Raw genomic sequence first — 21,682 nt, 5'->3', positions numbered from 1 at the left:
ACAGATATTTGTAAAAGTGAGCTGAAGGCAGACGCGGATTACTCCAGCTCAGCTCCGTTACTGGCGATTACCCTTTGATACCAGAAAAAGCTGTCTTTGCGGGACCGGTCCAGCGTCCCCTTGCCTTCGTTATCCTTATCCACATAGATGAAGCCGTAGCGCTTCTTCATCTCTCCGGTGCCTGCACTGACCAGATCGATACAGCCCCAAGAGGTGTATCCGATCAAGTCCACGCCGTCAGCCAGCGCTTCCCCCATCGCCCGGACATGTTCCCGCAAATATTCGATCCGGTAAATGTCCTTGATAGAACCGTCTGCTTCTACAGTATCTACTGCGCCAAGGCCGTTCTCCACCACCATCATCGGCAGTCCGTAACGGTTGTAGATATTATTCAGGGACCACCGCAGGCCTTGCGGGTCAATCTGCCATTCCCACGCGCTTGCCTGCAGATACGGGTTCTTCAGACCCAGCGACATATTGCCGCCAATCGCCTCCTGATCCGGGGCTGCACTTACGCAGGTGGATGAATAGTAGCTGAAGGTGTAGAAGTCTACACAGCCTTCCTTAAGAATCCGCTCGTCACCCTCCTCCATCTGCAGCTCAATCTGATTCTCCCGGAAGTATCGCAGCGCGAAGCCCGGATAAGCGCCTCTCACCTGAACATCGGAGCAGAGGAAATTACTCAGATTATCCTTTTGCTGGGCCAGCAGCACATCCTCGGGATTACAGGTCAGCGGGTAAGAGCACATGTAGGCAATCATACAGCCGATCTGAAAATCCTTATGAATCTCATGTCCCAGCTTCACGGCTCTGGCACTAGCGATGAACTGGTGATGGAGCGCTTGATATCTTAGTTGCTCATTGTCAGTTTGCGCGGATGCCGTTAGCTCGGCACTTCCCTCCGGCTTCATCGCCCCGGCCATGAATGTCCCGAACGGCATCGTGAGGATGTTGATCTCATTGAAAGTCAGCCAATACTTCACGCTGTGCTTGTAGCGGTTAAAGATCACCTCGCAGTAACGGACGTAGAAATCAATCATTCTGCGGTCCGCCCATCCGTTATAGGCTTCAGCCAGATGGTAAGGCGCTTCATAATGCGAGATCGTCACCAGCGGTTCAATCCCGTGCTTGGCCAGCTCAGCAAACACCCGGTCATAGAACTTAAGCCCTTCTTCGCTTGGCATGGCATCATCCCCGTTCGGGAAAATCCGCGACCAGGCGATCGACATGCGGAACACCTTGAAGCCCATTTCAGCGAACAGCGCGATATCCTCTTCGTACCGGTGATAGAAATCCACCGCTTCATGGCTCGGATAATTAGCTCCGGCTTCCAGCACCGGAGTAATTCTCCGGGAGACCGTATGTGTTCCGGCGGTCATGACATCCGCCGTGCTTAACCCCTTGCCGCCCGAATCGAACCCGCCTTCGAGCTGATTCGCAGCCGTTGCGCCGCCCCACAGGAAATTGTCCGGAAAGCTTCTATTGTTCACACTCATATTCTTATTCATATTCATATTAGTTCCTCCTGAGATTGGATTAGGTTACTGATTAGATCATGACGGTCAGCAGATTCTCCCGGTAATCGATGCTCTTCTGGTCTGTCTCAATGACATCAAGATACTCGCCGGAATTGGAGATGATCACAGGCGTGGTCAGCGTATAACCCGCCTCTCTGATCGCGGCAACATCGAACTCCATGAGCAGCTGGCCTTTAGTGACCGTATCGCCTTGCTTGGCCCGGGGGGTGAAGTGTTTGCCCTTCAATTTGACCGTGTCCTTGCCGACATGAATCAGAATATCGACCCCATTATCACTGGTAATGCCGATTGCATGGCCGGAGGCGAACAAGGTGGTCAGTACCCCGTCAACCGGAGAGTATACCTTGCCTTCCAGCGGTTCAATCGCTATCCCTTTGCCCATTGCGCCTGTAGAGAAGGCTTCGTCTGTCAGCTCCGACAAGGCTCTGATCTGACCCTTCAGCGGACTTCCCACCGTCTCCTGCTTCACCAAAACGCTCCGGGCAGTCCCGCCGCTCTTACTGTCCACCGCTTCCTCATCCTTGAACCCGGAGAAGAAGACGAGAATGAACCCGAGAATGAAGCTGATCACAATGGCGGCAATCGCGCCATAGAAGCCTTTATCCATCCCTTCAGGACTGATATAACTAGGGATTCCGAAAATCCCCAGACCGCCGATAATATAGCCTTTGGTGCCCATCAGACCGACAATACCGCCACCGACTGCAGCAGCGACACAGCTTAAGATGAACGGCTTCTTGCGCGGCAGTGTAATTCCGTAAATAGCAGGCTCCGTAACTCCGAAGATGCCAGAGATAATCGCCGGAATCGACAATGACTTCAGCTTGGCGTTCTTGGTCCGCAGCATAATCGCCAGCACAGCACCGGTCTGAGCAAACGAAGCGCCGAAGGAAGCCGCCAGAATCGGATCGGATTTCAGTACAGCCATGTTATTGAGGGCAATCGGCACCAGACCCCAGTGCAGTCCGAAGATCACAAAGACCTGCCAGAATGCGCCTACCAGCAGCCCCTCAATAACCGGACTGAGGTTGTAGAGGAACAAGGTTCCCTGCCCCAGCAGCTGTCCGGCCCAGGTGGAGACCGGACCGATGGCAATCAGCGCCAGCGGAACGGTGACCAGCAGGGTGAAGAACGGGACGAGGAAAGTGCGTACCACGCTCGGCGTCACTTTTCGGAAGAAGGCCTCCAGCTTGGAGCCAATATAAGTCGAGATGATGATCGGAATGACGCTGGAGGTATAGGACATCAGAATGACCGGAATCCCCAGGAAGGTAATGTACACAGGCGATTCAAAGATCGTTCCGCTAAAAAGCGTGTACAGCGGTTCGCCCGCCGCCGTGATGCTGCCGAAGGACGGGTACACCAGCGTAGCGCCTATGGCCATCCCGATAAAGATGTTGGCCCCGAATTTCTTGGCCGAGGTATACCCCAGGAAAATTGGGAAGAAGTAGAACAGGCAATCTCCGAGCGCATTCAGAATCTGGTAGGTCCCCGACTCCTTGGTGAGGAGTCCCACGGTTAGAAACAGGGCGGTGAAGCCCTTAATCATCCCGGTCGCAGCCAGTACGCCAAGGGTCGGCGAGAATACGCCGGAGATCATATCGATGAAGCTGTTGAACAGACCCATTTTCTCGCCGGAGGCTGTCTCAGATCCGCCTTCCTGTAATCCGCCCGCTGTCATCACCTGGGCATAGACCTCAGATACGTGATTTCCGATCACGACCTGGTACTGGCCGCCGCTCTGAATCACCGTTACAATTCCGTCCATATTCTTCAGCACATCCGTATTCGCAACCGCCTCATTCTTCAGCTTGAAGCGTAGACGGGTCACGCAATGGCTGAGTCCGTTGATATTCTCCTTGCCGCCGACATGCTTAATAATATCCTTGGCTAGTGCTTCATATTTCATAGTAAGTCCTCCCGTTTCCTGATGAATGATATGCAAAAGGCGAAACCATCCCGGCAGCTTCCTGCCTGATTTGGTTTCGCCTGCATGACCAGTAACAATCCAAGTGGTTTTATTCAGTTTGTCTTTGCGTTACCCGCTGAATGTGAATCGTTAGATACAGGATTTCTTCATCCAGGAGCTTCAAGTCCAGATACTTCTCAATTTTGAGCACACAGTGATGCGCCTTCCTGTATTTCATCCTCACCTGCTTGAGCAGAAAATCGTCCACGGACTCCTCAGACTCCTGTTTGCGCGAGCGCTGGAAAAAATACCGCAGATGGGTGATGAACCGTTCGTAGCTGACCGTATGCTCATCAATTTCGTTGTTATAGGAATACTTCACAATATTGAGGATGTCATCAATCTGCTGGGTCTGCCTGGTAAGGTCTGCAATTTTGTTGCCCGAGCTGTTCATTTGCGCATTAATCAGATGGAGTGCAATGTTCCCGGCCTCATCCTCCGGCAGGCGGATACGGGTATACTGCTCAATCATCCCCATGGCATGATGCCCGATGGCATATTCCCTCGGATAACAGCGCTGAATCTCCCAGAGAAGCGGATTGTGATTGCGGATACCCTGCTCATGAAGCCTTAAGGCATGAGTCAAATGGTCCGTCAAGGTCACATAGATATAATCGCTCAGCCGGGCCTTCAGCGTCTGCTTGGCATACTCGATAATGTCATAGCTTAAGGCTACATATTCGGCGGGGGCATCCGCCATTAAGGCCTTGAATTTCTCGGACGCGTCATTTCGCTTCAGTACAAAGGTCTTCTCGATCAGAGAGACATCCACCGGATCGCCCGGGCTCTTCTTGAAGCCGATGCCGCGTCCCATAACAACCAATTCATCCTTACCTGAATCCTTGGCAATAATGGCATTGTTATTGAAAATCTTCTCGATAATCAACCAAGCTGCCCTCCTTTACCCCGAATTTCATTTTGGCACTGCTTACAGGATGTTAGACGGGTTAAGGTTCCTTTCGGCGTCCCGCAGGGCCCTTAACATAAAGAAAGGCAAAACCCAAAACACGTGACCATGTTTTGGGTTTTGCCTTTGCAGTAACAATCCCAAATTCAGAATAGCACCTAATTTCACTTTTGGCAACAAAAATGTTTGCGCTTACATAATCTATCAACCTGCAAAGAGGAGCGCCCCCTATTCACAGGGAACACTCCTCTTCTCTCCGCCTGAACTCAGACCGATGACGAACTCACGGCTTGGGCATTTCCATTGCCCCACCGCAGCTTATATAACTCAGGCAATACCACACCCAGCAGCACCAGCACCACTCCGGTCCATTGCAGAAGACTTACATGCTCTTGCAATACGAACGAAGACATTAAGACGGCAACAGGCAGTTCGACGGCGCCCAGAATACCGGCCATGCCGCCGCCGATATGCGGAACCCCGATGGCGAACAGCAGCGGCGGGATGAAGGCGCCGAACAAGCCCAGCAGGAAGCCGAACAGCAGCAGTGGTCCCCATAGCATACCGTTAAACAGGAAGGTCGGCGGGAACAGGATGCACAGCAGCACCAGGCCGCCAGTGACCATCCAGGCGCTCCGGTAGGCCGGATGGGCCGAAGGAACGGCTTTGCCGCTGAAGATAATGAACATGGAATAGCTGACTGCCGATAATAATCCGAGTACCAGCCCCAGCAGGTTGAACTCAGCAGCTCCCTGATTCAGAATACCTGCGGCCAGCAGGGTTCCGCCGAACAGCAGGATCAGCGTCAGCACCGTGATTTTGTCTGGGCGCTGACGTTTGCTTACCGCCTGAATCAGCACACTGATCCAGGTGAACTGGAACAGCAGGATAATCGCCAGCGAAGCCGGAATATACCGGAGTGACTGGTAGTACAGCAGACCCGTAACCACGGTTGGCGCACCGGCCATCATCAAGAACACTCTATGCTTCCAGGTCAGCCGGGTGGGAACCGCCTTGGCGGGTGCTGTAACGTTCGCTGTGCTGCGCTCGTTGCGGTTCGCTCTGAGCTTGGTATATAACGCAAGCAGCCAGGCGAGAATACAGCCGGTTAAGAGCTGCGTGCCGACCACCTCTCCCAGCTTGTAACCGTGCCCGTAGGCCAATACAACAATCGTTGATAAAATGCCGTAGCTCATCGCGCCTACAAGTACGGAGATTAAATATTTCATATCTTTCATTCTGATTATGCCTCCTGAATCTTTTGATCTGAATCATGTTGCGTCAAGGTCAAGGACCGCCAGACGCAAAAAATCCTAACTCCGGGACAGGGACCGCTGGTTCATGGTCCTTATCATCGTAGTTAGGAAGAATAGGCTTCCTGTAGAAACCCTCGCCCTGTGACATCTGAATGGCTGCGAGGTTATACGAGAACAATATAGAGTTGTGAAGTATTGCCTGATTGACGACTGTTCATATGTTACACGCCAAGTGAGCTGACGTCAAGCCTTAATTATTTTAAATTTGAAATTTAGGAAAGATAGACCTCTTTCTTTTCAATTCTCCAGCCTTACTTCACCCGTACTTTTATTCCACTGTAAGCCAATACCGAGAAGATCACATATTGCCTCCAGCGGGAATTGTGCCGAATCCGGCAGCCTGTTCATTGTAAATTCGCGGTCTGATTTCTTGCCATTGATATACAATTCGAGCGGATCGCTGACTTTCACCTGAACGATGTTATTACCGTATACAAAAGACCAGCCTGTGAATGGATCATTTCCATATTTCGGATCAGCTTTAAATGTCCCATAGCTTACCTGTACGCCAAGCGCCTTGAATACACTAGTCGGCGGTACATACAGCTTGTCATCCTTGATGGAGGGCGTGCCATAGAATGAGAACGGCTCACCGTTGACGAAGAACATCAATGGCTGTCGGACCGGTGTCAGGATATATCCAGCTTGATCCTTGGTCACTGTCCCCCTCCCGGTCGCAAGTCCCGTGTCGAAGCGGTCGCCCCAGCCCAGAAGCGTCCCATCCTTGTGCTGAGCAAAACCAAAGGTTCCACTGCTTCCCCAAATATTGCTGATTTGATTTCCTTTTTTTATCTGATACGGCTTAGCCAGCACTCCAGAATTATAGTTCCATTGCCAGAGCGTTCCGTTTCTCTTCAAGGCAAACAGCCGGTAGAAGCCGGTATCCAGCTTGTAGACATTATTAAGGCCAGCAACGGCAGATGGTGCTTTAAGCCCCCTGTTCCAGCGCAAGACTTGGCCGTCACTGCGCAGCAGGAACAGCTCACCTTGCGATGCTGCCATACCGGTTATCGAGGATGAAGCAATCGTAGCTACACTGACCGGATCACTCTCCAAGCGGATACGGTTATACACTGTGTTAACAATACTCATCTGCTTCACACTGCCCTCTTCAGTAAGAAACAACGCATCGTTACCGTTAATTAGGGCGGATCTAATCCCCGTAACTGCCTTGAGCTCCAAATAGTGAATCTGCACCGGAAGCACACCGGGCTGATCGTAGGAAGGGTACCACAGGGTGGCCGTCCTGTCTTTTTTTACAGCGATGCCGAGGCTACCATTCGCAGTGATGGAGGATACTTCCCGAAGACCCTCCAGCTTGACCGGACCTCCCCGTTTTTGATACCTCAACAGAGGATCATTCTCAATATAGCTGCTGTAGTCCAGGCCCCAGCCCCATACCTCTCCATCCCTGCTGAGTGCAAAAGACACTCTTCCTGCCGCCGCCACCTGCACAATCCCGCTCAGACCTTCCACCTGTCTGGGGATGTATTGGTTAATACTTGTCCCGTCCCCGACTTGACCGAACTTATTATCTCCCCAGCCTGTTACCGTCCCGTCACTCCAAGCCGCAATTCCATGCGCAGAGCCGCCCGATACACTTACAGCTCTGGGCACCGCAGCAGCGGCCTCGCTGCCGGCAGGAAAGCATAAGGATAATATCAGAAGTGATGCGATGAGAAGCTTTGATTTACGAAGTAACAATGGCTTTTCCCCCTTGTAATTTACTTTATTCTCATAGATTCTGTTAACCTTCCTATTATACTTCCATTTATTTGTAATGAACAGCAATCCAAGGGCAGCCCTCTATGAATAAATAAAGTAAAAATTTGAAACAAAGACAAGTTACGCTGCGTATCAGTGTGTAACCGCCCTTTATTCCAATCATTTCTATGTGAGATGGGTAATATTGTGAAGGGAACCGCGTGATCACCCGGAGGCATGAATGATCCCATGGTTTACCGAAATATACATAACTGAAGGAGGTGTAGATCCTGAACAGATCCGGGCCCGTTAAGCTCCTCGGCATGATTGCCGGAGTTGTAATTTTAAATGTCATCGTTCTATCTCCCGGCCTGCTCGGTATCGAGATCGGCGGAAGCCCGCTGGAAACGGCATCGGCAGTAACCCTGCTAATCATCAGTCTGCTGGTCGTCCTATACGGGAGTTACACCTTGCTCTTCAGACCTCCGGCTGCCACGCCCGTCAGCGTGCAATTAGAGACGCGGGAGGATTACATTGCCGGCCTCGGCCGTCACCGGAATGTGAAGGTGCTGAAGGAGGATATCTCCCTCGCCCTCGACCAGATGGAGCGGATTGAGAAGAAGAAGACCACACTGCTCCAAGTGCTGGGCCGCAGGTTCGATCCGGCTGAGCTCAGCTTCCGCAAGTTTCATTCCGTCATTACGGAGGTCGAGAAGCTCTTTTATCTGAATATCCGGGGGCTGCTCAACAAGCTCAGTGTGTTCGATGCCTCAGAATTTGCCAAGTTCAGTGCCGGTAACGCGTCAAGCCGATTCTCCAGCGCCCTGATTCAGAAGAAAACTGCGCTATACAATGAATATCTCTCTTATGTCAAAGGCTGCCTCGGGGCCAATGAGGAAATTCTGCTGAAGCTGGATCAGCTGCTGCTGGAGATTACCGAGCTGGGCAGCGCAGATTATACCAATGTGGAAGAGATGCCATGCATGCAGGAATTGACCGCCCTGATCGGGCAGACGAAACTCTATCAGTAAGGAAAAGGAGATGAACCGATGAGGAAAGGCAAAACACTGTTCATACTCGGCATTATCGCCGCATCCGTCTTCGCACTTGTCTATTTCGGTATTACCTTAACGTCCAATCTGGGCAAATCCAAGACAGAAATCTCTGCCGAAGACGCCGACAAAAGACTGAACCGCATCTATAAGGATATCAACGTGACCAGTGCTGAGCCTGTAAAAGGGCAGATTGATCTTGATCCGGCGTCCATCGGCGATTCGTTGCCCGATATCTCCAAGTTCCCCATCTCCGTTGAGAGCACCACGGACAGCTACGTCGAGATTTTCTCCTCCACGGAGAAATCCGGAACAGGCAATGACGGCTGGCTGAATGAGGTCGCCGCAGACTTCAACGCTGCCGGTATTACAATAGACGGCAAACCGGCCTCAGTCAAAATCCGCAACATCGCTTCCGGCACAGCCGCTGATTATATCCGGTCCGGCAAATATGTGCCTGACGCCTTCACTCCCTCTAATGAGCTATGGGGCGAGATGGTTAAGGCCAGCGGCGTGCAGGCCGAGCTGGTTACGAAGCGTCTGACCGGCAACGTGGCCGGAGTGGTAATGAGCAAGCAGAAATACGATCAGCTGGTCGACAAATACGGCTCGATCAACGTGAAGACAATTACCGATTCCATTGCGGGTAATGAGCTGGCGATGGGGTACACCGATCCTTTTGCCAGCTCAACGGGGCTGAACTTCCTGGTCACCGCGCTGAGCACCTTCGACAGTACGGATCTGCTCGGAGCCAAGGCGGTTCAAGGCTTCGAGAAGTTCCAGGCCAACGTGCCCTTCATCGCCTCCACCACCCTGCAAATGCGGGAAGCGGCCAAATCCGGCATGCTGGATGCCTTCGTCCTTGAGTATCAGACCTTCGTCAATGCGAAGGATTTGACCAGCGGCTATGTGTTCACCCCATTTGGGGTAAGACATGACAGCCCATTGTATGCACTTGGGCAGCTGCCGCCGGAGAAGCTCGCGATCATTAAGAAGTTCGGCGAATTTGTCCAGCAGGATAAGTATCAGAAGACGGCTGCGGACAAGGGCTTCAACGGCCTGAAGGACTATGTCTCAGAACTGGCACCGGTTGACGGCTCCATTCTCTCCTCGGCCCAGAAGCTCTGGAAGGAGAAAAAGAACGGCAGTAAACCGATTGCGGCAGTGTTCGTAGCCGATGTCTCAGGCAGCATGGCTGGCGAGCCGCTGAACCGTCTCAAGGAGTCCCTGCTGAAGGGCCAGAAATTCCTCGGCAAGGACAACAGCATCGGCTTTGTCTCTTATTCCAGTGATGTGACTATCAACCTGCCTATCGGCAAATATGATACCAATCAGCAGTCCATGTTCGTAGGGGCGATTAACAGCCTTCAGCCTGTGGGCGGCACGGCTACCTTCGACGGGTTGGTGGTTGCGATGAAGATGCTGAAGGATGAGCTGGCGGTGAACCCGGATATGAAGCCTCTGATCTTCGTGCTTAGCGACGGGGAGACCAACGAAGGCCATTCCCTGGATGATATTCGGGGCTTGATCGAGACGTACAAGATTCCGGTATACACCATCGGGTACAACGCTAATATCAAGGCTCTGGAGAGCATCTCCAGCATCAACGAGGCAGCCAATATTAACGCCGACACAGAGGATGTAGTATACAAAATCGGAAACCTGCTCAACGTGCAAATGTAGACTTTATATTCTGAAGGAGGGTTCATATGTCATTCACCATGGAAATTCCCAGCCCCGAGAAGCTGAAATCGGTCATCGAGGAGCAGGTCCAGCCGGAGCCGGAGGAAGTCACCCAGCTTAAGGAGCAGGCGATTAATAATGTCTCCAGTATACTGGAGCTGGACTTCGAGTCTCTGGAGAAACGCAAGGCCGTGCTGCAGTCGATTGACAGCTTCGGGATGGGCACCATGCGCTCCTCGTCGGAGAAGAACTCCCTGCTTCAGGTATCGGTGGGCAATCTGTCCAAGACCGGGGATGAAGGCGGTCAGGTCGCCAAGGGATTAACCGAGCTGCATCAGCAGCTCAAGGATCTGGACCCCAGCGCGGTCGATTTCGCCAAAAGCGGGTTCCTCGGCAAGTTTTTCCACCCCCTGCGTAATTATTTCGCCAAATATCAAAAGGCCGATGCCGTCATCTCAGATATTATTCTATCCCTGGATAAAGGCAAAGCCGTGCTGAAGAATGACAATACGACACTGGAGATTGAACAGCAGACCCTGCGGGAGCTGACCAAGCGGCTTAAGAAGGAGATTCAGCTCGGCATCCTGATGGATGAGGAAATCGAGAAGCAGATTGAAGCTGCCAAGCAGCGCAATGAAGATGAGGATAAGGTGCGGTTCATTACGGAGGAGGTCCTGTTCCCGCTGCGCCAGCGGGTAATGGATCTGCAGCAGATGCTCGTGGTCAATCAACAGGGCATTATGGCCATTGAGGTGGTCATCCGCAACAACAAGGAACTGATCCGTGGAGTCGACAGAGCCCGAAATGTTACGGTATCTGCGCTCAAAATTTCGGTTACTGTCGCCAGCGCCTTGTATAACCAGAAGATCGTCCTCCAAAAAATCGAGCTGCTGAACCAGACCACCGACAATCTGATCAGCGGCACCTCCAGAATGCTAAAAGAGCAGGGTGCAGCCATTCACAAGCAATCGCTCGAAACTAGTATTTCGGTCGATACGCTGAAGGTGGCCTTCACCGACGTCCTCTCTGCCTTGGATTCGATCAGCACCTACAAGCAAGAAGCGCTCCCCAAGATGCGGGAGACGATTATCCAGTTCCGGGAGCTGGCAGATAACGGGGAACAGCAGATTCAGCGGCTGGAAAAGGGTAATACGCTCGGGCTGTAGCATCACTGCCCATATTTAACGCAAAACAGAGCATGGCGGAGGATACGCCGGTGCTCTGTTTTTTTTGCCTGCCTATTTTCCTTTTGCTGTCTACCTTCTTCTATTCAGTAAGCCTGTCACCATTCTGCTCAACGTCCCTTGATCCATGAAGGGAGCAAGGCTTGCCAGAAGATCCGGGTTGAGCTGATCCGCTTCGAATTCACCTAATAATTTCCCGATTCTATCCCTGTCCAGAAAAGGGGCCAGGCTCATAATCCGGTTCGCATCGACAGGGCCATCTGCAACTTGGTCAACCAGACGGTCTAACGTTTCCCTGCTAATAAATGGGGCCAGCCCTTGAATGGAATGCCAGTTAATAGATTGCCAGCCCAAGGTGTCCTCTTCTACCTGACGAATCAGTTCATCCAATGTATCTCTTCCAAGGAACGGGGCCAGCCGCATAATTACATCTAGCGTAAGGGCGCTGCTGTCTATGCCCTCTGTAACCTTATGCAGGGCACTTGCTTTTACAAAAGGCGCTACCTCTACAAGCTCTTCCATCTCCAGCTTACCCGCATTGACCATCTCTGCAACCTGTCCCGGCCTGTTCCCTGCGATCTCCTCTACGATCCGACCCATGTGCGGGTGCTCCCGATGGTCTGCGTGGTTTCCTGCATTCAAAATGTCATCTACGGTTAAGCCGAATAACCCCGCAACCTGCGGAAGTGTTCCAATATCCGGCAGCGAGTCGCCCCGCTCCCATTTCGATACCGCCTGATGACTTACATTCAGTTGATCGGCAAGCTCCAGTTGGGTCCAATCCTGGTCTTTGCGAAGCCGCGATATATAAGCTCCAATTCTACGCAAGTCGAGCATGATATCCCTCCAAGATAATAAAATGTACAGTGCACACTGTCAAAAACAGCATAGCATTTCAGCATACACAATCCTATCAATCGCTGGTTGAACGGCTGCATCCCTTTTATTCAACTGCCGGTAGAATGTGCTTTTTAACATAAAATGGGTTGTATACTATTCCTGTTTATTGTATATTTATTCAACCGGCATTTATTGCTGATTTCTCATCTACCGGGGGATACATCTATGCATTTTTTGAAAATCAACCAGCTCACTTCAGAGCAGATCCTGGAAATCTTCGAATTAACTGACCGGCTTCGTCTCCGAAAATCAGTACCGTTGCTAGCAGGCAAAACCATGATTCTCTTCTTCCCGGAGACCAGTCTGCGGACACGGGTCAGCTTCGAGAAAGGCATCAGCGATCTGGGTGGGGCCTGCATTACCTTTCCGCCGGAAACACTCAACAAGAAAGAAGCGCCCGGCGATATCGTCCGCTATCTGGAGAACTGGGGGGATGGAATCATTGCCAGAACCCCTGACCTCTGCAAACTGGAGGAGCTGTCTGCACACGCCTCTGTTCCTGTAATTAATGCGATGACCGCACATAATCATCCCTGCGAGATTATGGCTGACCTGTATGCTCTGCGCACCCTCCGGGACAACTACCGGGAGTTGACCTACACCTTCGTTGGACCGCCCGGTAATATATCAAGAACTTGGCTGGAGGCGGCGCAAGCCCTCAATCTATCCTTCCATCATGTATGCACGCCAGGTCATGAGATGGCCAGCGGCAATCACCCGGGCTATACCTTTCATACGAGCCTGGACAGCGTGTTACCGGAGAGCGATGTGATTCTTACCGATTCATTGCCCAAGGATTTCCTGACCCCGGAGTATATCAGCGCCTATCAGATTACACTGGACCGGATGAAGCAGACAAGACCCGGGGCGCTGCTGAACCCCTGTCCTCCCTTCTTCCGCAATGAGGAGGTCAGTGAAGAGGTGATTGCTTCGCCTTATTTTGCCGGATTCGGGTTCAAGAAAAGCCTGATCTATCTTCAGCAGGCCATTCTGATCTATTGCTTATCCCATTGATGCTACTGGACCATGAGTCCAGCGCAACGGTTCATTTTCTCTTTCATGCAAGCTCTTTAGGGCTTAAGCAGTATATTTGAAACCGTGAATTTCTCCGATATCTTATTAGAACAGGATTTGCTCGTATGTTCACCACATTGGCTGAAGGGGAGAATTACTATGAAGGCTTTAGAATTGCTATCCAGAAAAACAGGTGTCCTTCTGCTCGTACTGCTACTGGCAACACTCGGTACAGTTGGGGGCGGCAGACAGTCACACACGGCAGCAGCAGCAGCTTCTGCGAAACCCTATGTGTACTATGTCTCTAATGATGTTCTATACCGTGTAACGACAGATGGAAGTGAGACACAGAAGATCGCAGAGAATTTTGACGGCAACGGATTAGACTCGACCGGCAAATATCTTTATTTTTATTATGATGACGGTATGGGAATTCAGCGGCTGTCTCTGAGCGATCCCGATGCTTTAATTACCAGCTTCCTCGGGGACCGGAATATCCTCTTTTACCTGTTCGAGGGTCCCTATCTGTACTTCCTGGATGATACAGGACACATCTACCGCACCTTGGCCGACGCTGACGATGATTCACAGCTTACCCTTATCGCAGACAATGCCGATGTGAATTTCCGGGCCTTCGACGTCTCAGGCGGGCGGATCTACTATAATGCGCTGAAGAATAACACTACGTGGGTTGCTTCGAGGTCCCGCGACGGGAGTGGAGTCATTCAGTGGATAGCCGGCGGAGCAATTCAGAAGAGCAAATTTTATCATCCCTACGCTACAAGTATTAACCTTATGATTGACAATAAACCTGCCGAAACCGAGTATTCTCTGAACTCCATGGTGCTCTACACCCTGCCTCTAAGCGGTGGAGCTCCCAAAGCAGCCAATGCCAAAAATCCGCTTGAATCCAATGCTGCTACTGCCGGCAGTTGGTCCGACCATTATTTTCTGTTCAATAAAGGCATTAAAGTGGACGCCACCGGCGATGAGCTGGACTATAACACCGGCAAAGGCTTCCTGATGGATAAGAACGGGAAGATCCTGCAGCTCAGCCAGAACAGTGTGACCAGCATCAGCGAGATTGCTGCGAATAAGCTGGTATATGCAGATTCCAAAGGCAAAGCTTACATTAGCACGCTTGCTAACGGCAAAGTCACCTCCTCCAAGCCTCTTCCACTGACGAATGTTCAAGATGTCAGAACGGTTAAGAACGGAACGACGCTCACCACCGTATTGTTCACCAAGACGGATGCTTACGTCCTGAATGCCAATTCGACCCTGACCAAAATGGCTGGTGTAGAATCCGATTACTCTGTAATTACAGACGATATTCCCGGTTTGTATTATATCAACGGTCTGGATAACGACTGCCTGTACCGGTACAGCAATGACGGCAAAACCAAAACCAAGCTGTCCACTGGCCCGGTTAGCTATTTAGAACTGGTCTCTGCGAAGTAATATACAGAGCGAAAAAGCCGGAATTTCCGATATCGGAAGTTTCGGCTTTTTTTGAGATGTGAATAGATAAGGATCACGGCAGAATGGGCAATTTAATCTCCCCGGTATTCTTGCCTGTACCTGTCTTCATCATCATATTCATCGATTCCGGCTTATCCAGCAGATTGCTGCCGAAATTCTGTACAAAGCCTTCATGGGTGCCAGAGCCCAGCGATGACCCGATCTCGGTGGTCCCATGCTTCGTTATCGATTGAATTTTTTCCCCGTATGCCACGCCAAATATCTTTTGCCGGTTCTGCCATGTAACCTCAGACTCGTTCTTAATTTTGAATACAGTACGGATCATCAGGGGGGAGAGCTCAACCTGCTCCAGTGTCACTTGAATGCCCTCCAGCATGAAATCCTCCTCCGGCTGGACAATCACCGTCTGCTGCTGTTTGAATTTCGGGTCCAGCTTGAAGCTGATCTTGAGTCTCGGGGAATAATGCACATCGGCTAAATTCACACCCTTGCTCTTCCCCAGATCTTTCATTTTTCCTTCATTCATCGAGGCAATCAGGAAATTGGCTTCAACCTGCTCCGGGAATGGCTTGCTGCGGTCCAGATAGATGACGCCCCGGCCATAGAAAATGCGATAATCGTCGTAACCGTTAGTCTCAGCATTAGCGCCAATCTGACCGCCGCTCTCCAGATCGTATCCGGTTGCCAGATTCTTGATTCTCGCACTGCTAATTCCATAGATCTCCTGTCCTTCCGCGACATTAGCTGTATACAAAAAGATGATTTTGTTCTCATCCGCCGTTACCGCATTCAAGGTAATCCGGTAATTCCCGCTGGCTGCGCTTTGATTAATTTCCTGAATGTAGCCGTGCCGGATCGCCGTATCCAGTGTAGGCGCTTCTAAATCGAATTCATATAGCCTCTTGAACATTTCCAGCCCGCCCCAATTCACTTCTCCGGCAGGTTCGGCAGCACGAGGTGCAGCATCATGAATGACCGGAATGAGGAACAGAATTATTGCAGCAACCGCGGCTGCGGCTAATCCGAGGAAGGAACCTTTGGTGAGTCTGCCTTGCCAGCTTTTCCGGCGTCCGCGCTCGATTCCCGCCTGAACCGCCCCTCTGACCTCACTGCCCCCGCAATCCACCCGTACCTCCTCACGGATACGTATCGCATCGGACAGCATCGCCTGTTCTTCTCTGCTATTGTCCATTCCATTCACCCCGGTTCTTCATAATTTCCCTAAGCTGCTTCAGGCCCTTGTGCTGCCAGGTTTTGACGGTCCCTTCCGGCTTGCCCAGCAGGACTGCGATCTCGGCCAGGGTCAGATCATTATAATATTTGAGCAGCAGCACATGGCGGTATTTCACCTTCACCTGCGAGAGCGCCCATTGCATTTCCATGGCATCCGTACTATTCTGCATGACCCCCTGCTGCATATTCTCTGCAGCCGTAGGGACCGCCTTCTTTCTTCTCCGCTGCTCATCTATACAGACATAGATCAATATTCGGATCAGCCAGGTTTTGAACGCGCTCGGGTCCTTCAGGGTTCGCCGCTTTATCCAAGCCCGGCAGGTGGTCTCCTGGAGCGCTTCCAGTGCGTCATTGCGGTTGCCCAGATAACTGTAAGCAATATGGTATAGCTGGTCGCTATGCTCCATCACCGCTTTGGCCCAATCCGTCTCCTCAAGCGGCACAGCGGCAGTGACCCGCTTCATCTCTGCCCCGGACATCGTCATCTCTCCCTCTCCTCTCCATCACGTTTACATGAATTAGACGGAGAGGTTATGCAAACAGTTTTAGTCTGCGGCAATTATTTTATAACTTCCATGAAATTCTTATATTTCAACAGAAAAGCCGCAACCCCCGCTGCCGGGAATGTTGCGGCCTGTCTTGTTATACTAGGAAACTATAGTTTCCTGCTGCTGCGGAGAAGGTGTGTTGGACCAAATGTATGTGAAAAACAGCATACGTTGTGCTCCCAAGCAGGCACTCGGCCCGAATGTATGCGGAAAACAGTATACATTGTGTTCGCAAGCAGGCATATGGCCCGAATGTATGTGAAAAACAGTATACATTGTGCTGGTGCGAAGGTAATCCTATTCATCGATAGGATGACTTAGTTCTGTAGATTATTTAACTTCTAACTATATAAAAAGCACTAAAGAAATAAACAAAAAGCAAAAGAAGCGGAGGGGAAATTTGGAACTGTAGGAGCGATAGCGTCCGCCTTTGTCACCGGATTTCACCCGCGAACAGCGGTTCAAAATCAAGAAATCTGGGGATGGGCAGCGGCCGGAAGTCCAAATGTTCACCGCAGTGACGATGAAGCTTCAAGTTTAAATCTTAAGTGCGTCTTATATAGGTCACACCTAGAGCACCCAATTCCCCTTACGGAACACCGGCTCAATCGTGCCGTCAGCCAGTTCTCCGTCAATATCAAGCGCATCGGAGCCTACCATGAAATCAACATGTGTGAGGCTGACGTTAGCCCCTCTGGATATCAGTTCCTCGCTGGTCATGGAGGTACCACCTTCAATATTCACCGGATAGGCACTGCCCAGCGCGAAATGGCAGGAGGCATTCTCGTCAATTCCGGTGTTGTAGAACACTCTGTTCAGCCTGGAGATTGGCGAATCATACGGCACAAGTGCCACTTCTCCGAGGTAGGAGGCGCCTTCATCCGTATCCAGCAGGGAGGTCAGGTGCTCACGGCCGGATTCAGCATCATAAGCTGTAACCTTGCCATCTGTAAAGGTAACGGTAATTCCGTCGACGAGCCGCCCGTTCAGGTTCAGCGGAAGCGTACTCTTGACGGTGCCATTCACGCCGGTGCGGTGGGGCATCGTGTAGATCTCTTCTGTAGGCATATTCGCTACAAAATAGACACCGCGTGCGTTCTCCCCGCCGCCGCCCCGCCATAAATGGCCTTCCGGCAGCTCGACACGCAGATCCGTGCCCGGAGCGCGGTAGTGCAAGCTTTTGTAGCGCTTGGCGTTCATGCGGTCCTGGCTCTGCTTCAGCTCGCCAATGTGACTGCGCCAGGCGGCCACCGGGTCTTCGCTGTTCACACGGTTCATCTGGAACACCGCTTCCCACATCGCATCAATCCGTTCTTCCTCCGGCAGATCGGCGAACACCTTGTCCGCCCAGGCACGTGTCGGTGCCTTGATCAGCGACCAGCTGATTCTGCTGTTGCGGGTATAGGCCTGGTATTTCTTGCGCGCAACCGCAGCCGCCTTAACGGCAGTGGATACCTTGGCCGAATCGATCCCGCGGAACAATTCCGGGTCCGGCACCTTTATATGTAATATAGCCCCGCCTTCTTCAGCGAATCCCTCCAGCATATCAGCATGCCACTGCGGATAATACCCGAATGATTCCTCAGGAGCCTTCTCGTAACGGATGCGTGTGACCGCTTCATCGTCCCAGTCCACAAGCACGTATTTCGCGCCTGCGTCATAGGCCTTGCCTACAATCAGCCGGGTAAGCTCCGCTGTCTCCAGCGGGGCGTGAACCATCAGCACTTGTCCCGGCTGCACATTCACACCGACCTTCACTACCAGCTCTGCGTATTTCTCCAGCATCTGCTCAAAATCCTTCATTTCTTCTCTTCCTCCATTTCTTCTCTTTCTCTGTATAATTATAGCGGAAGACCGGGAAGATGGCACGTACTCTAAGTTCTATGTACAACCGGAAGCTGAGCATGATGTAACGCTTAAGCTTCCGGCAACGCTGCTCTACTGCTTATCCACCTGCAACAGCTGAATGGTCTTCACATCGTAAGTATGGGCAATTTTCTCCTCTGCGATCACTTTCAGCTTCGTCAGGCTCGCCACCTTGGCCGGGTCTGCCCGGGAGAGCAGCCTCCACAGCTCAGGGTCGGATAAGGTCTGATAGAGCTTGTCGTCATCATATTCCTTACGGTTCTGAGTGACCAGCTTGACCTTGTAGCTGCCGAACACCGCTTCAGTCTGCCCCGCTTCATTGATATGGGCAAGGATCTCCTGCCGGAGTCCGGCCAGCTCCTTTTCCAGCTCCTTCTGCTTCGCCTTGAGCTTGTAATACTGTTGAACCTTCTTTTCCATACAGTGCTCACGCTCCTCTCCTAACATGTCTATGCAGGAAAGAACGGTTAGAATGATTAATTCTGTTGAGACAGGTTATGTTTAACTCTATAATGAAGTCGTTATGACAAAAAACGGACAGCAGGTGAACCCATGTTTCAGACTTATCTATTTCCGATTTCCTATGCATTCATGGCTTTTCCGGTTGCGGCACTGTTCTTCACCCTGCCGCTGCTGATTGTGCAATACCGCCGGCACGGCTATATCAATAAAATCCGGGCCTTAGTGCTGTATCTGCTGCTGCTGTACCTGCTTAACGCGTTCTTCCTGGTCCTGCTGCCCTTACCTGATTCCAGGCATAATGCAGCCCCCTCCGGGAGCATGCTCCAGTTCGTACCGCTGCAATTCATCCAGGATATTATGCATAACACGCAGCTTACGCGCAGTGACCCGTCAAGCTACCTGAAGGTGCTGGGGGAGACGGATTTTCTGCTGGCCGCTTTCAATGTGGTGCTGACGGTGCCCTTCGGTATGTTCCTGGGCTACTACTTCCGCACGCGCTGGGTGGTGTGCATTATCCTGTCCTTTGCGCTGTCGCTGTTGTTCGAAATCACCCAGATTACCGGCATTTACGGGTTCTTCGACCATCCCTACCGGATCTTCGATGTCGATGACATGATCACGAATACGCTGGGCGGCATGATCGGATTCAAGCTCTCCCTATGGATCTCCGGCCTGCTGCCGAGGATTGAGAAGCTTGACAGCCAAGAGGACCTTTCTGCCAAAAAAGTAACTTACACCCGCCGCGCCCTTGCTTTCCTGCTGGATTCCATCCTGCTGCTCGCGGTGACCATTCTCCTCAATCTGCTCTCACTGCGTATTTCGCTGTGGGCAGTTAGTATGGTCTATTTCCTGAGCATTCCTCTGTTCACAGGCGGACGCACCTTCGGCAAATGGGTTGTACGTATCCGGCTAAGGAGTGAAGACGGCGGCCCGGCCAGACCCTGGCGGGTATGGTCACGATACGGATTACTCTACGGTGTCTTAGGCGGAATGAACTCCCTGATGCCAGACTCCTCCTTCTTCGTCTCCATCGGCACAGCCCTGACTGCTGTTGCGAAAATGGTCATCCTATTGGCAGATTTGGCATTCTTCATTCATCTGGTACAGCGGTTGATTAAGCGCGACCGTCCACTCATCTACGAGGAGCTTAGCAGAACCCGCAATGTAATCAGCTGGCCGAAGCGGCATCAGGCAGCGGCAAGCGAGACCCAAGATAATACAGTAAACAATGAATAGAGGCACAACACCCTTATGAACAATAACGACTTCACCCGTATACCCCCTGCTCCAGATGAGCAAGAGTGGTTAATAGAAGCAGACATCACCAGCATTCAGGAGCAAATGGCACAAGGGAGCTTAACCTCCGAGGTACTGGTAGACTGGTATTTGAAACGGATCAACCGGTTGGACGGTCTGCTCCGCTCCGTACTGGAGGTGAATCCAGAGGCTCTTGCGATTGCCGCAAAGCTCGATCAGGAACGAAGGGATCAGGGCAGCCGGGGACCGCTGCACGGAATTCCTGTACTTGTCAAAGATAACATCGGAACAGCAGATAAGCTGCACACCAGTGCAGGAGCCTTTGCGCTTGCCGATTGCATAGCAGCAGAAGACGCTGAGCTTATCACACAGCTAAGGACAGCCGGAGCAGTGATTCTGGGCAAAGCCAATATGACCGAATGGGCCAACTTCATGTCATCGGCGATGTGGGCCGGATACAGCTCGCGCGGTGGTCTTGTACTGAGCCCTTACGGCCCGGGGGAGCTGTTCATTGGCGGCTCCAGCTCGGGAAGTGCGGCGGCGGTTGCCGCTAACCTTGTCACCATCGCCGTGGGCACGGAGACCTCCGGCTCCATCATCAGCCCGGCAGCCCATAACTCCCTGGTCGGCCTTAAGCCTACCTGGGGACTGGTCAGCAACAAGGGGATTATACCGGGAATCGCCAGCCAGGACAGCGCCGGTCCGATGGCCAGAACGGTCAAGGACGCTGCACTCCTGCTTAATGTATTAGCCGGGAGTGCTGACTCTTCCTCAGCTGTACTGGATTATTCGGCAGGTCTGGAGCTTCATGCACTGGCAGCCAAGCGGATCGGAATTCCGCGATTCTATTATCGTAATTTGGATAATGAAGCATTAGATATGATGGAATCTGCCATAGAGGTCCTGAGAGAGCTGGGGGCAGAAATCATTGACCCTGTCGAGCTTCCCTGTCAGGATACTGAATGGAAGACTACGATTCTGCAATATGAATTCAAGCCAGGATTGAACCGCTATCTGGGAAGCCTGCCGGAATCGGCTCCTGTGCATTCTCTGCAAGAGCTGATAGTTTTCAACCAGCAGCATGGCGAACAGGCGCTGAAATATGGCCAAGGAACACTGGAATGGCTAAACACCTCCGGAGATGAAATTACAGAGCAGGAATACCTCGAGCAGCTGCAGTCTTCCCGTTCACTGGCCGGTAAGCAGGGAATCGATTATGCCCTGGAGCATTACGGTCTGGATGCGCTCCTGTTCCCCGGAGATCACGGATGTGAAGTAGCAGCAAGAGCGGGTTATCCGCTGATTACAGTTCCTGCCGGCTACACCTGCTCGGGTGTTGTTGCACCAGGCGGCTATCTTACCAAGGGACCGCAGGGTATCACCTTCTGTGCCTCAGCCCATAGTGAAGCTATGCTGCTAGGGATTGCGTATAGTTACGAACAAGCCACGAAGCACAGGCGACCGCCGGTGCTGGAGCCAGGCAGCGCGTCACAATAACCTGGCAAGCCGCCGCTCAGCCGCTGACACAACTACAAGAGGCCGTATCCCAAACTCCGGGATACAGCCT

Annotated in this window: 17 protein-coding genes; 7 read left to right on the top strand and 10 right to left on the bottom strand. The window is 51.9% G+C overall.

What is annotated here, in order from left to right; genetic code table 11:
- Positions 1-38: 38 nt before the first annotated feature.
- The 5 genes from NST43_RS12545 to NST43_RS12525 all read right to left on the bottom strand — a co-directional run bounded on the left by NST43_RS12545 (position 39) and on the right by NST43_RS12525 (position 7,347).
- Positions 39-1,508, bottom strand: a complete 1,470-nt coding sequence (locus NST43_RS12545; RefSeq protein ID WP_339225404.1) for a 6-phospho-beta-glucosidase — start codon at positions 1,506-1,508, stop codon at positions 39-41.
- Between the two features lie 40 nt (positions 1,509-1,548).
- Positions 1,549-3,447 carry a beta-glucoside-specific PTS transporter subunit IIABC gene (locus tag NST43_RS12540; protein WP_339224736.1) on the bottom strand — a complete coding sequence of 633 codons (1,899 nt, stop codon included), beginning with the start codon at positions 3,445-3,447 and terminating at the stop codon, positions 1,549-1,551.
- 109 nt (positions 3,448-3,556) lie between these two features.
- A complete protein-coding gene (locus NST43_RS12535; protein WP_339224735.1) occupies positions 3,557-4,393 on the bottom strand; it encodes a PRD domain-containing protein in 837 nt (278 codons plus the stop codon).
- Positions 4,394-4,680: 287 nt separating this feature from the next.
- Positions 4,681-5,643: an EamA family transporter gene (locus tag NST43_RS12530; RefSeq protein ID WP_209986399.1), complete on the bottom strand. Its 963-nt coding sequence runs from the start codon at positions 5,641-5,643 to the stop codon at positions 4,681-4,683.
- A 324-nt stretch (positions 5,644-5,967) separates the two neighbouring features.
- Positions 5,968-7,347 carry a chromosome condensation regulator RCC1 gene (locus NST43_RS12525; RefSeq protein WP_209985827.1) on the bottom strand — a complete coding sequence of 460 codons (1,380 nt, stop codon included), beginning with the start codon at positions 7,345-7,347 and terminating at the stop codon, positions 5,968-5,970.
- A gap of 410 nt (positions 7,348-7,757) precedes the next feature.
- On the opposite strand from NST43_RS12525, the gene NST43_RS12520 reads away from it, so the two are divergent.
- Genes NST43_RS12520 through NST43_RS12510 form a run of 3 tightly spaced genes read left to right on the top strand, consistent with a single transcriptional unit; the run spans position 7,758 to position 11,335 of the window.
- Positions 7,758-8,465, top strand: coding sequence for a hypothetical protein (locus NST43_RS12520; RefSeq protein WP_339224734.1), 708 nt, complete (start codon positions 7,758-7,760; stop codon positions 8,463-8,465).
- Between the two features lie 18 nt (positions 8,466-8,483).
- Positions 8,484-10,169 (top strand): VWA domain-containing protein, encoded by a 1,686-nt coding sequence (locus tag NST43_RS12515; RefSeq protein ID WP_339224733.1) that lies wholly within the window; start codon positions 8,484-8,486, stop codon positions 10,167-10,169.
- 26 nt (positions 10,170-10,195) lie between these two features.
- Positions 10,196-11,335: a toxic anion resistance protein gene (locus NST43_RS12510; protein WP_339224732.1), complete on the top strand. Its 1,140-nt coding sequence runs from the start codon at positions 10,196-10,198 to the stop codon at positions 11,333-11,335.
- Between the two features lie 90 nt (positions 11,336-11,425).
- Here the strand turns inward: NST43_RS12510 and NST43_RS12505 are convergent, their stop codons facing one another.
- Positions 11,426-12,190 (bottom strand): helix-turn-helix transcriptional regulator, encoded by a 765-nt coding sequence (locus tag NST43_RS12505; protein WP_339224731.1) that lies wholly within the window; start codon positions 12,188-12,190, stop codon positions 11,426-11,428.
- A gap of 228 nt (positions 12,191-12,418) precedes the next feature.
- Here NST43_RS12505 and NST43_RS12500 point away from each other — a divergent pair, with 228 nt between their 5' ends.
- Together NST43_RS12500 and NST43_RS12495 are read left to right on the top strand one after the other, a co-directional pair.
- The gene (locus NST43_RS12500) at positions 12,419-13,267 is read left to right on the top strand and encodes an ornithine carbamoyltransferase (RefSeq protein WP_339224730.1); all 849 of its coding nucleotides are present in this window, start codon (positions 12,419-12,421) and stop codon (positions 13,265-13,267) included.
- 159 nt (positions 13,268-13,426) lie between these two features.
- Positions 13,427-14,728, top strand: coding sequence for a DUF5050 domain-containing protein (locus NST43_RS12495; protein WP_339224729.1), 1,302 nt, complete (start codon positions 13,427-13,429; stop codon positions 14,726-14,728).
- A 73-nt stretch (positions 14,729-14,801) separates the two neighbouring features.
- Here the strand turns inward: NST43_RS12495 and NST43_RS12490 are convergent, their stop codons facing one another.
- From NST43_RS12490 to NST43_RS12475, 4 genes are all read right to left on the bottom strand, one after another.
- Entirely contained in the window at positions 14,802-15,941 is a 1,140-nt protein-coding gene (locus NST43_RS12490) for a DUF4179 domain-containing protein (protein WP_339224728.1), read from the bottom strand.
- Positions 15,931-16,467 (bottom strand): sigma-70 family RNA polymerase sigma factor, encoded by a 537-nt coding sequence (locus tag NST43_RS12485; protein ID WP_339224727.1) that lies wholly within the window; start codon positions 16,465-16,467, stop codon positions 15,931-15,933. The genes NST43_RS12490 and NST43_RS12485 overlap by 11 nt, the downstream gene beginning before the upstream one ends.
- A 633-nt stretch (positions 16,468-17,100) precedes the next feature.
- On the bottom strand, positions 17,101-18,333 hold the full coding sequence (locus tag NST43_RS12480) for an aminopeptidase (protein ID WP_209985800.1): 1,233 nt from the start codon (positions 18,331-18,333) through the stop codon (positions 17,101-17,103).
- A gap of 135 nt (positions 18,334-18,468) precedes the next feature.
- Complete coding sequence (locus NST43_RS12475; RefSeq protein WP_209873329.1) at positions 18,469-18,816, bottom strand: hypothetical protein; 348 nt, start codon at positions 18,814-18,816, stop codon at positions 18,469-18,471.
- Between the two features lie 171 nt (positions 18,817-18,987).
- Here NST43_RS12475 and NST43_RS12470 point away from each other — a divergent pair, with 171 nt between their 5' ends.
- Together NST43_RS12470 and NST43_RS12465 are read left to right on the top strand one after the other, a co-directional pair.
- A complete protein-coding gene (locus tag NST43_RS12470; protein WP_339224726.1) occupies positions 18,988-20,094 on the top strand; it encodes a VanZ family protein in 1,107 nt (368 codons plus the stop codon).
- A 15-nt stretch (positions 20,095-20,109) separates the two neighbouring features.
- Entirely contained in the window at positions 20,110-21,612 is a 1,503-nt protein-coding gene (locus NST43_RS12465; RefSeq protein ID WP_339224725.1) for an amidase family protein, read from the top strand.
- The last annotated feature ends 70 nt before the right edge of the window (positions 21,613-21,682 follow it).

Source organism: Paenibacillus sp. FSL H8-0332 (assembly GCF_037963835.1).
Classification (GTDB): domain Bacteria; phylum Bacillota; class Bacilli; order Paenibacillales; family Paenibacillaceae; genus Paenibacillus_AQ; species Paenibacillus_AQ rhizoplanae.
Note: the sequence above shows the minus strand (reverse complement) of the source record. Positions and strands in the feature narration are given on the sequence as shown.

What these genes read in the sequence shown, in the direction of transcription:
- NST43_RS12545 (WP_339225404.1), bottom strand. Translation starts at nt 1,508, where the DNA reads ATGAATAAGAATATGAGTGTGAACAATAGAAGCTTTCCGGACAATTTC.
- NST43_RS12540 (WP_339224736.1), bottom strand. Translation starts at nt 3,447, where the DNA reads ATGAAATATGAAGCACTAGCCAAGGATATTATTAAGCATGTCGGCGGC.
- NST43_RS12530 (WP_209986399.1), bottom strand. Translation starts at nt 5,643, where the DNA reads ATGAAATATTTAATCTCCGTACTTGTAGGCGCGATGAGCTACGGCATT.
- NST43_RS12520 (WP_339224734.1), top strand. Translation starts at nt 7,758, where the DNA reads ATGATTGCCGGAGTTGTAATTTTAAATGTCATCGTTCTATCTCCCGGC.
- NST43_RS12515 (WP_339224733.1), top strand. Translation starts at nt 8,484, where the DNA reads ATGAGGAAAGGCAAAACACTGTTCATACTCGGCATTATCGCCGCATCC.
- NST43_RS12510 (WP_339224732.1), top strand. Translation starts at nt 10,196, where the DNA reads ATGTCATTCACCATGGAAATTCCCAGCCCCGAGAAGCTGAAATCGGTC.
- NST43_RS12505 (WP_339224731.1), bottom strand. Translation starts at nt 12,190, where the DNA reads ATGCTCGACTTGCGTAGAATTGGAGCTTATATATCGCGGCTTCGCAAA.
- NST43_RS12500 (WP_339224730.1), top strand. Translation starts at nt 12,419, where the DNA reads ATGCATTTTTTGAAAATCAACCAGCTCACTTCAGAGCAGATCCTGGAA.
- NST43_RS12495 (WP_339224729.1), top strand. Translation starts at nt 13,427, where the DNA reads ATGAAGGCTTTAGAATTGCTATCCAGAAAAACAGGTGTCCTTCTGCTC.
- NST43_RS12490 (WP_339224728.1), bottom strand. Translation starts at nt 15,941, where the DNA reads ATGGACAATAGCAGAGAAGAACAGGCGATGCTGTCCGATGCGATACGT.
- NST43_RS12485 (WP_339224727.1), bottom strand. Translation starts at nt 16,467, where the DNA reads ATGACGATGTCCGGGGCAGAGATGAAGCGGGTCACTGCCGCTGTGCCG.
- NST43_RS12480 (WP_209985800.1), bottom strand. Translation starts at nt 18,333, where the DNA reads ATGAAGGATTTTGAGCAGATGCTGGAGAAATACGCAGAGCTGGTAGTG.
- NST43_RS12475 (WP_209873329.1), bottom strand. Translation starts at nt 18,816, where the DNA reads ATGGAAAAGAAGGTTCAACAGTATTACAAGCTCAAGGCGAAGCAGAAG.
- NST43_RS12470 (WP_339224726.1), top strand. Translation starts at nt 18,988, where the DNA reads ATGGCTTTTCCGGTTGCGGCACTGTTCTTCACCCTGCCGCTGCTGATT.
- NST43_RS12465 (WP_339224725.1), top strand. Translation starts at nt 20,110, where the DNA reads ATGAACAATAACGACTTCACCCGTATACCCCCTGCTCCAGATGAGCAA.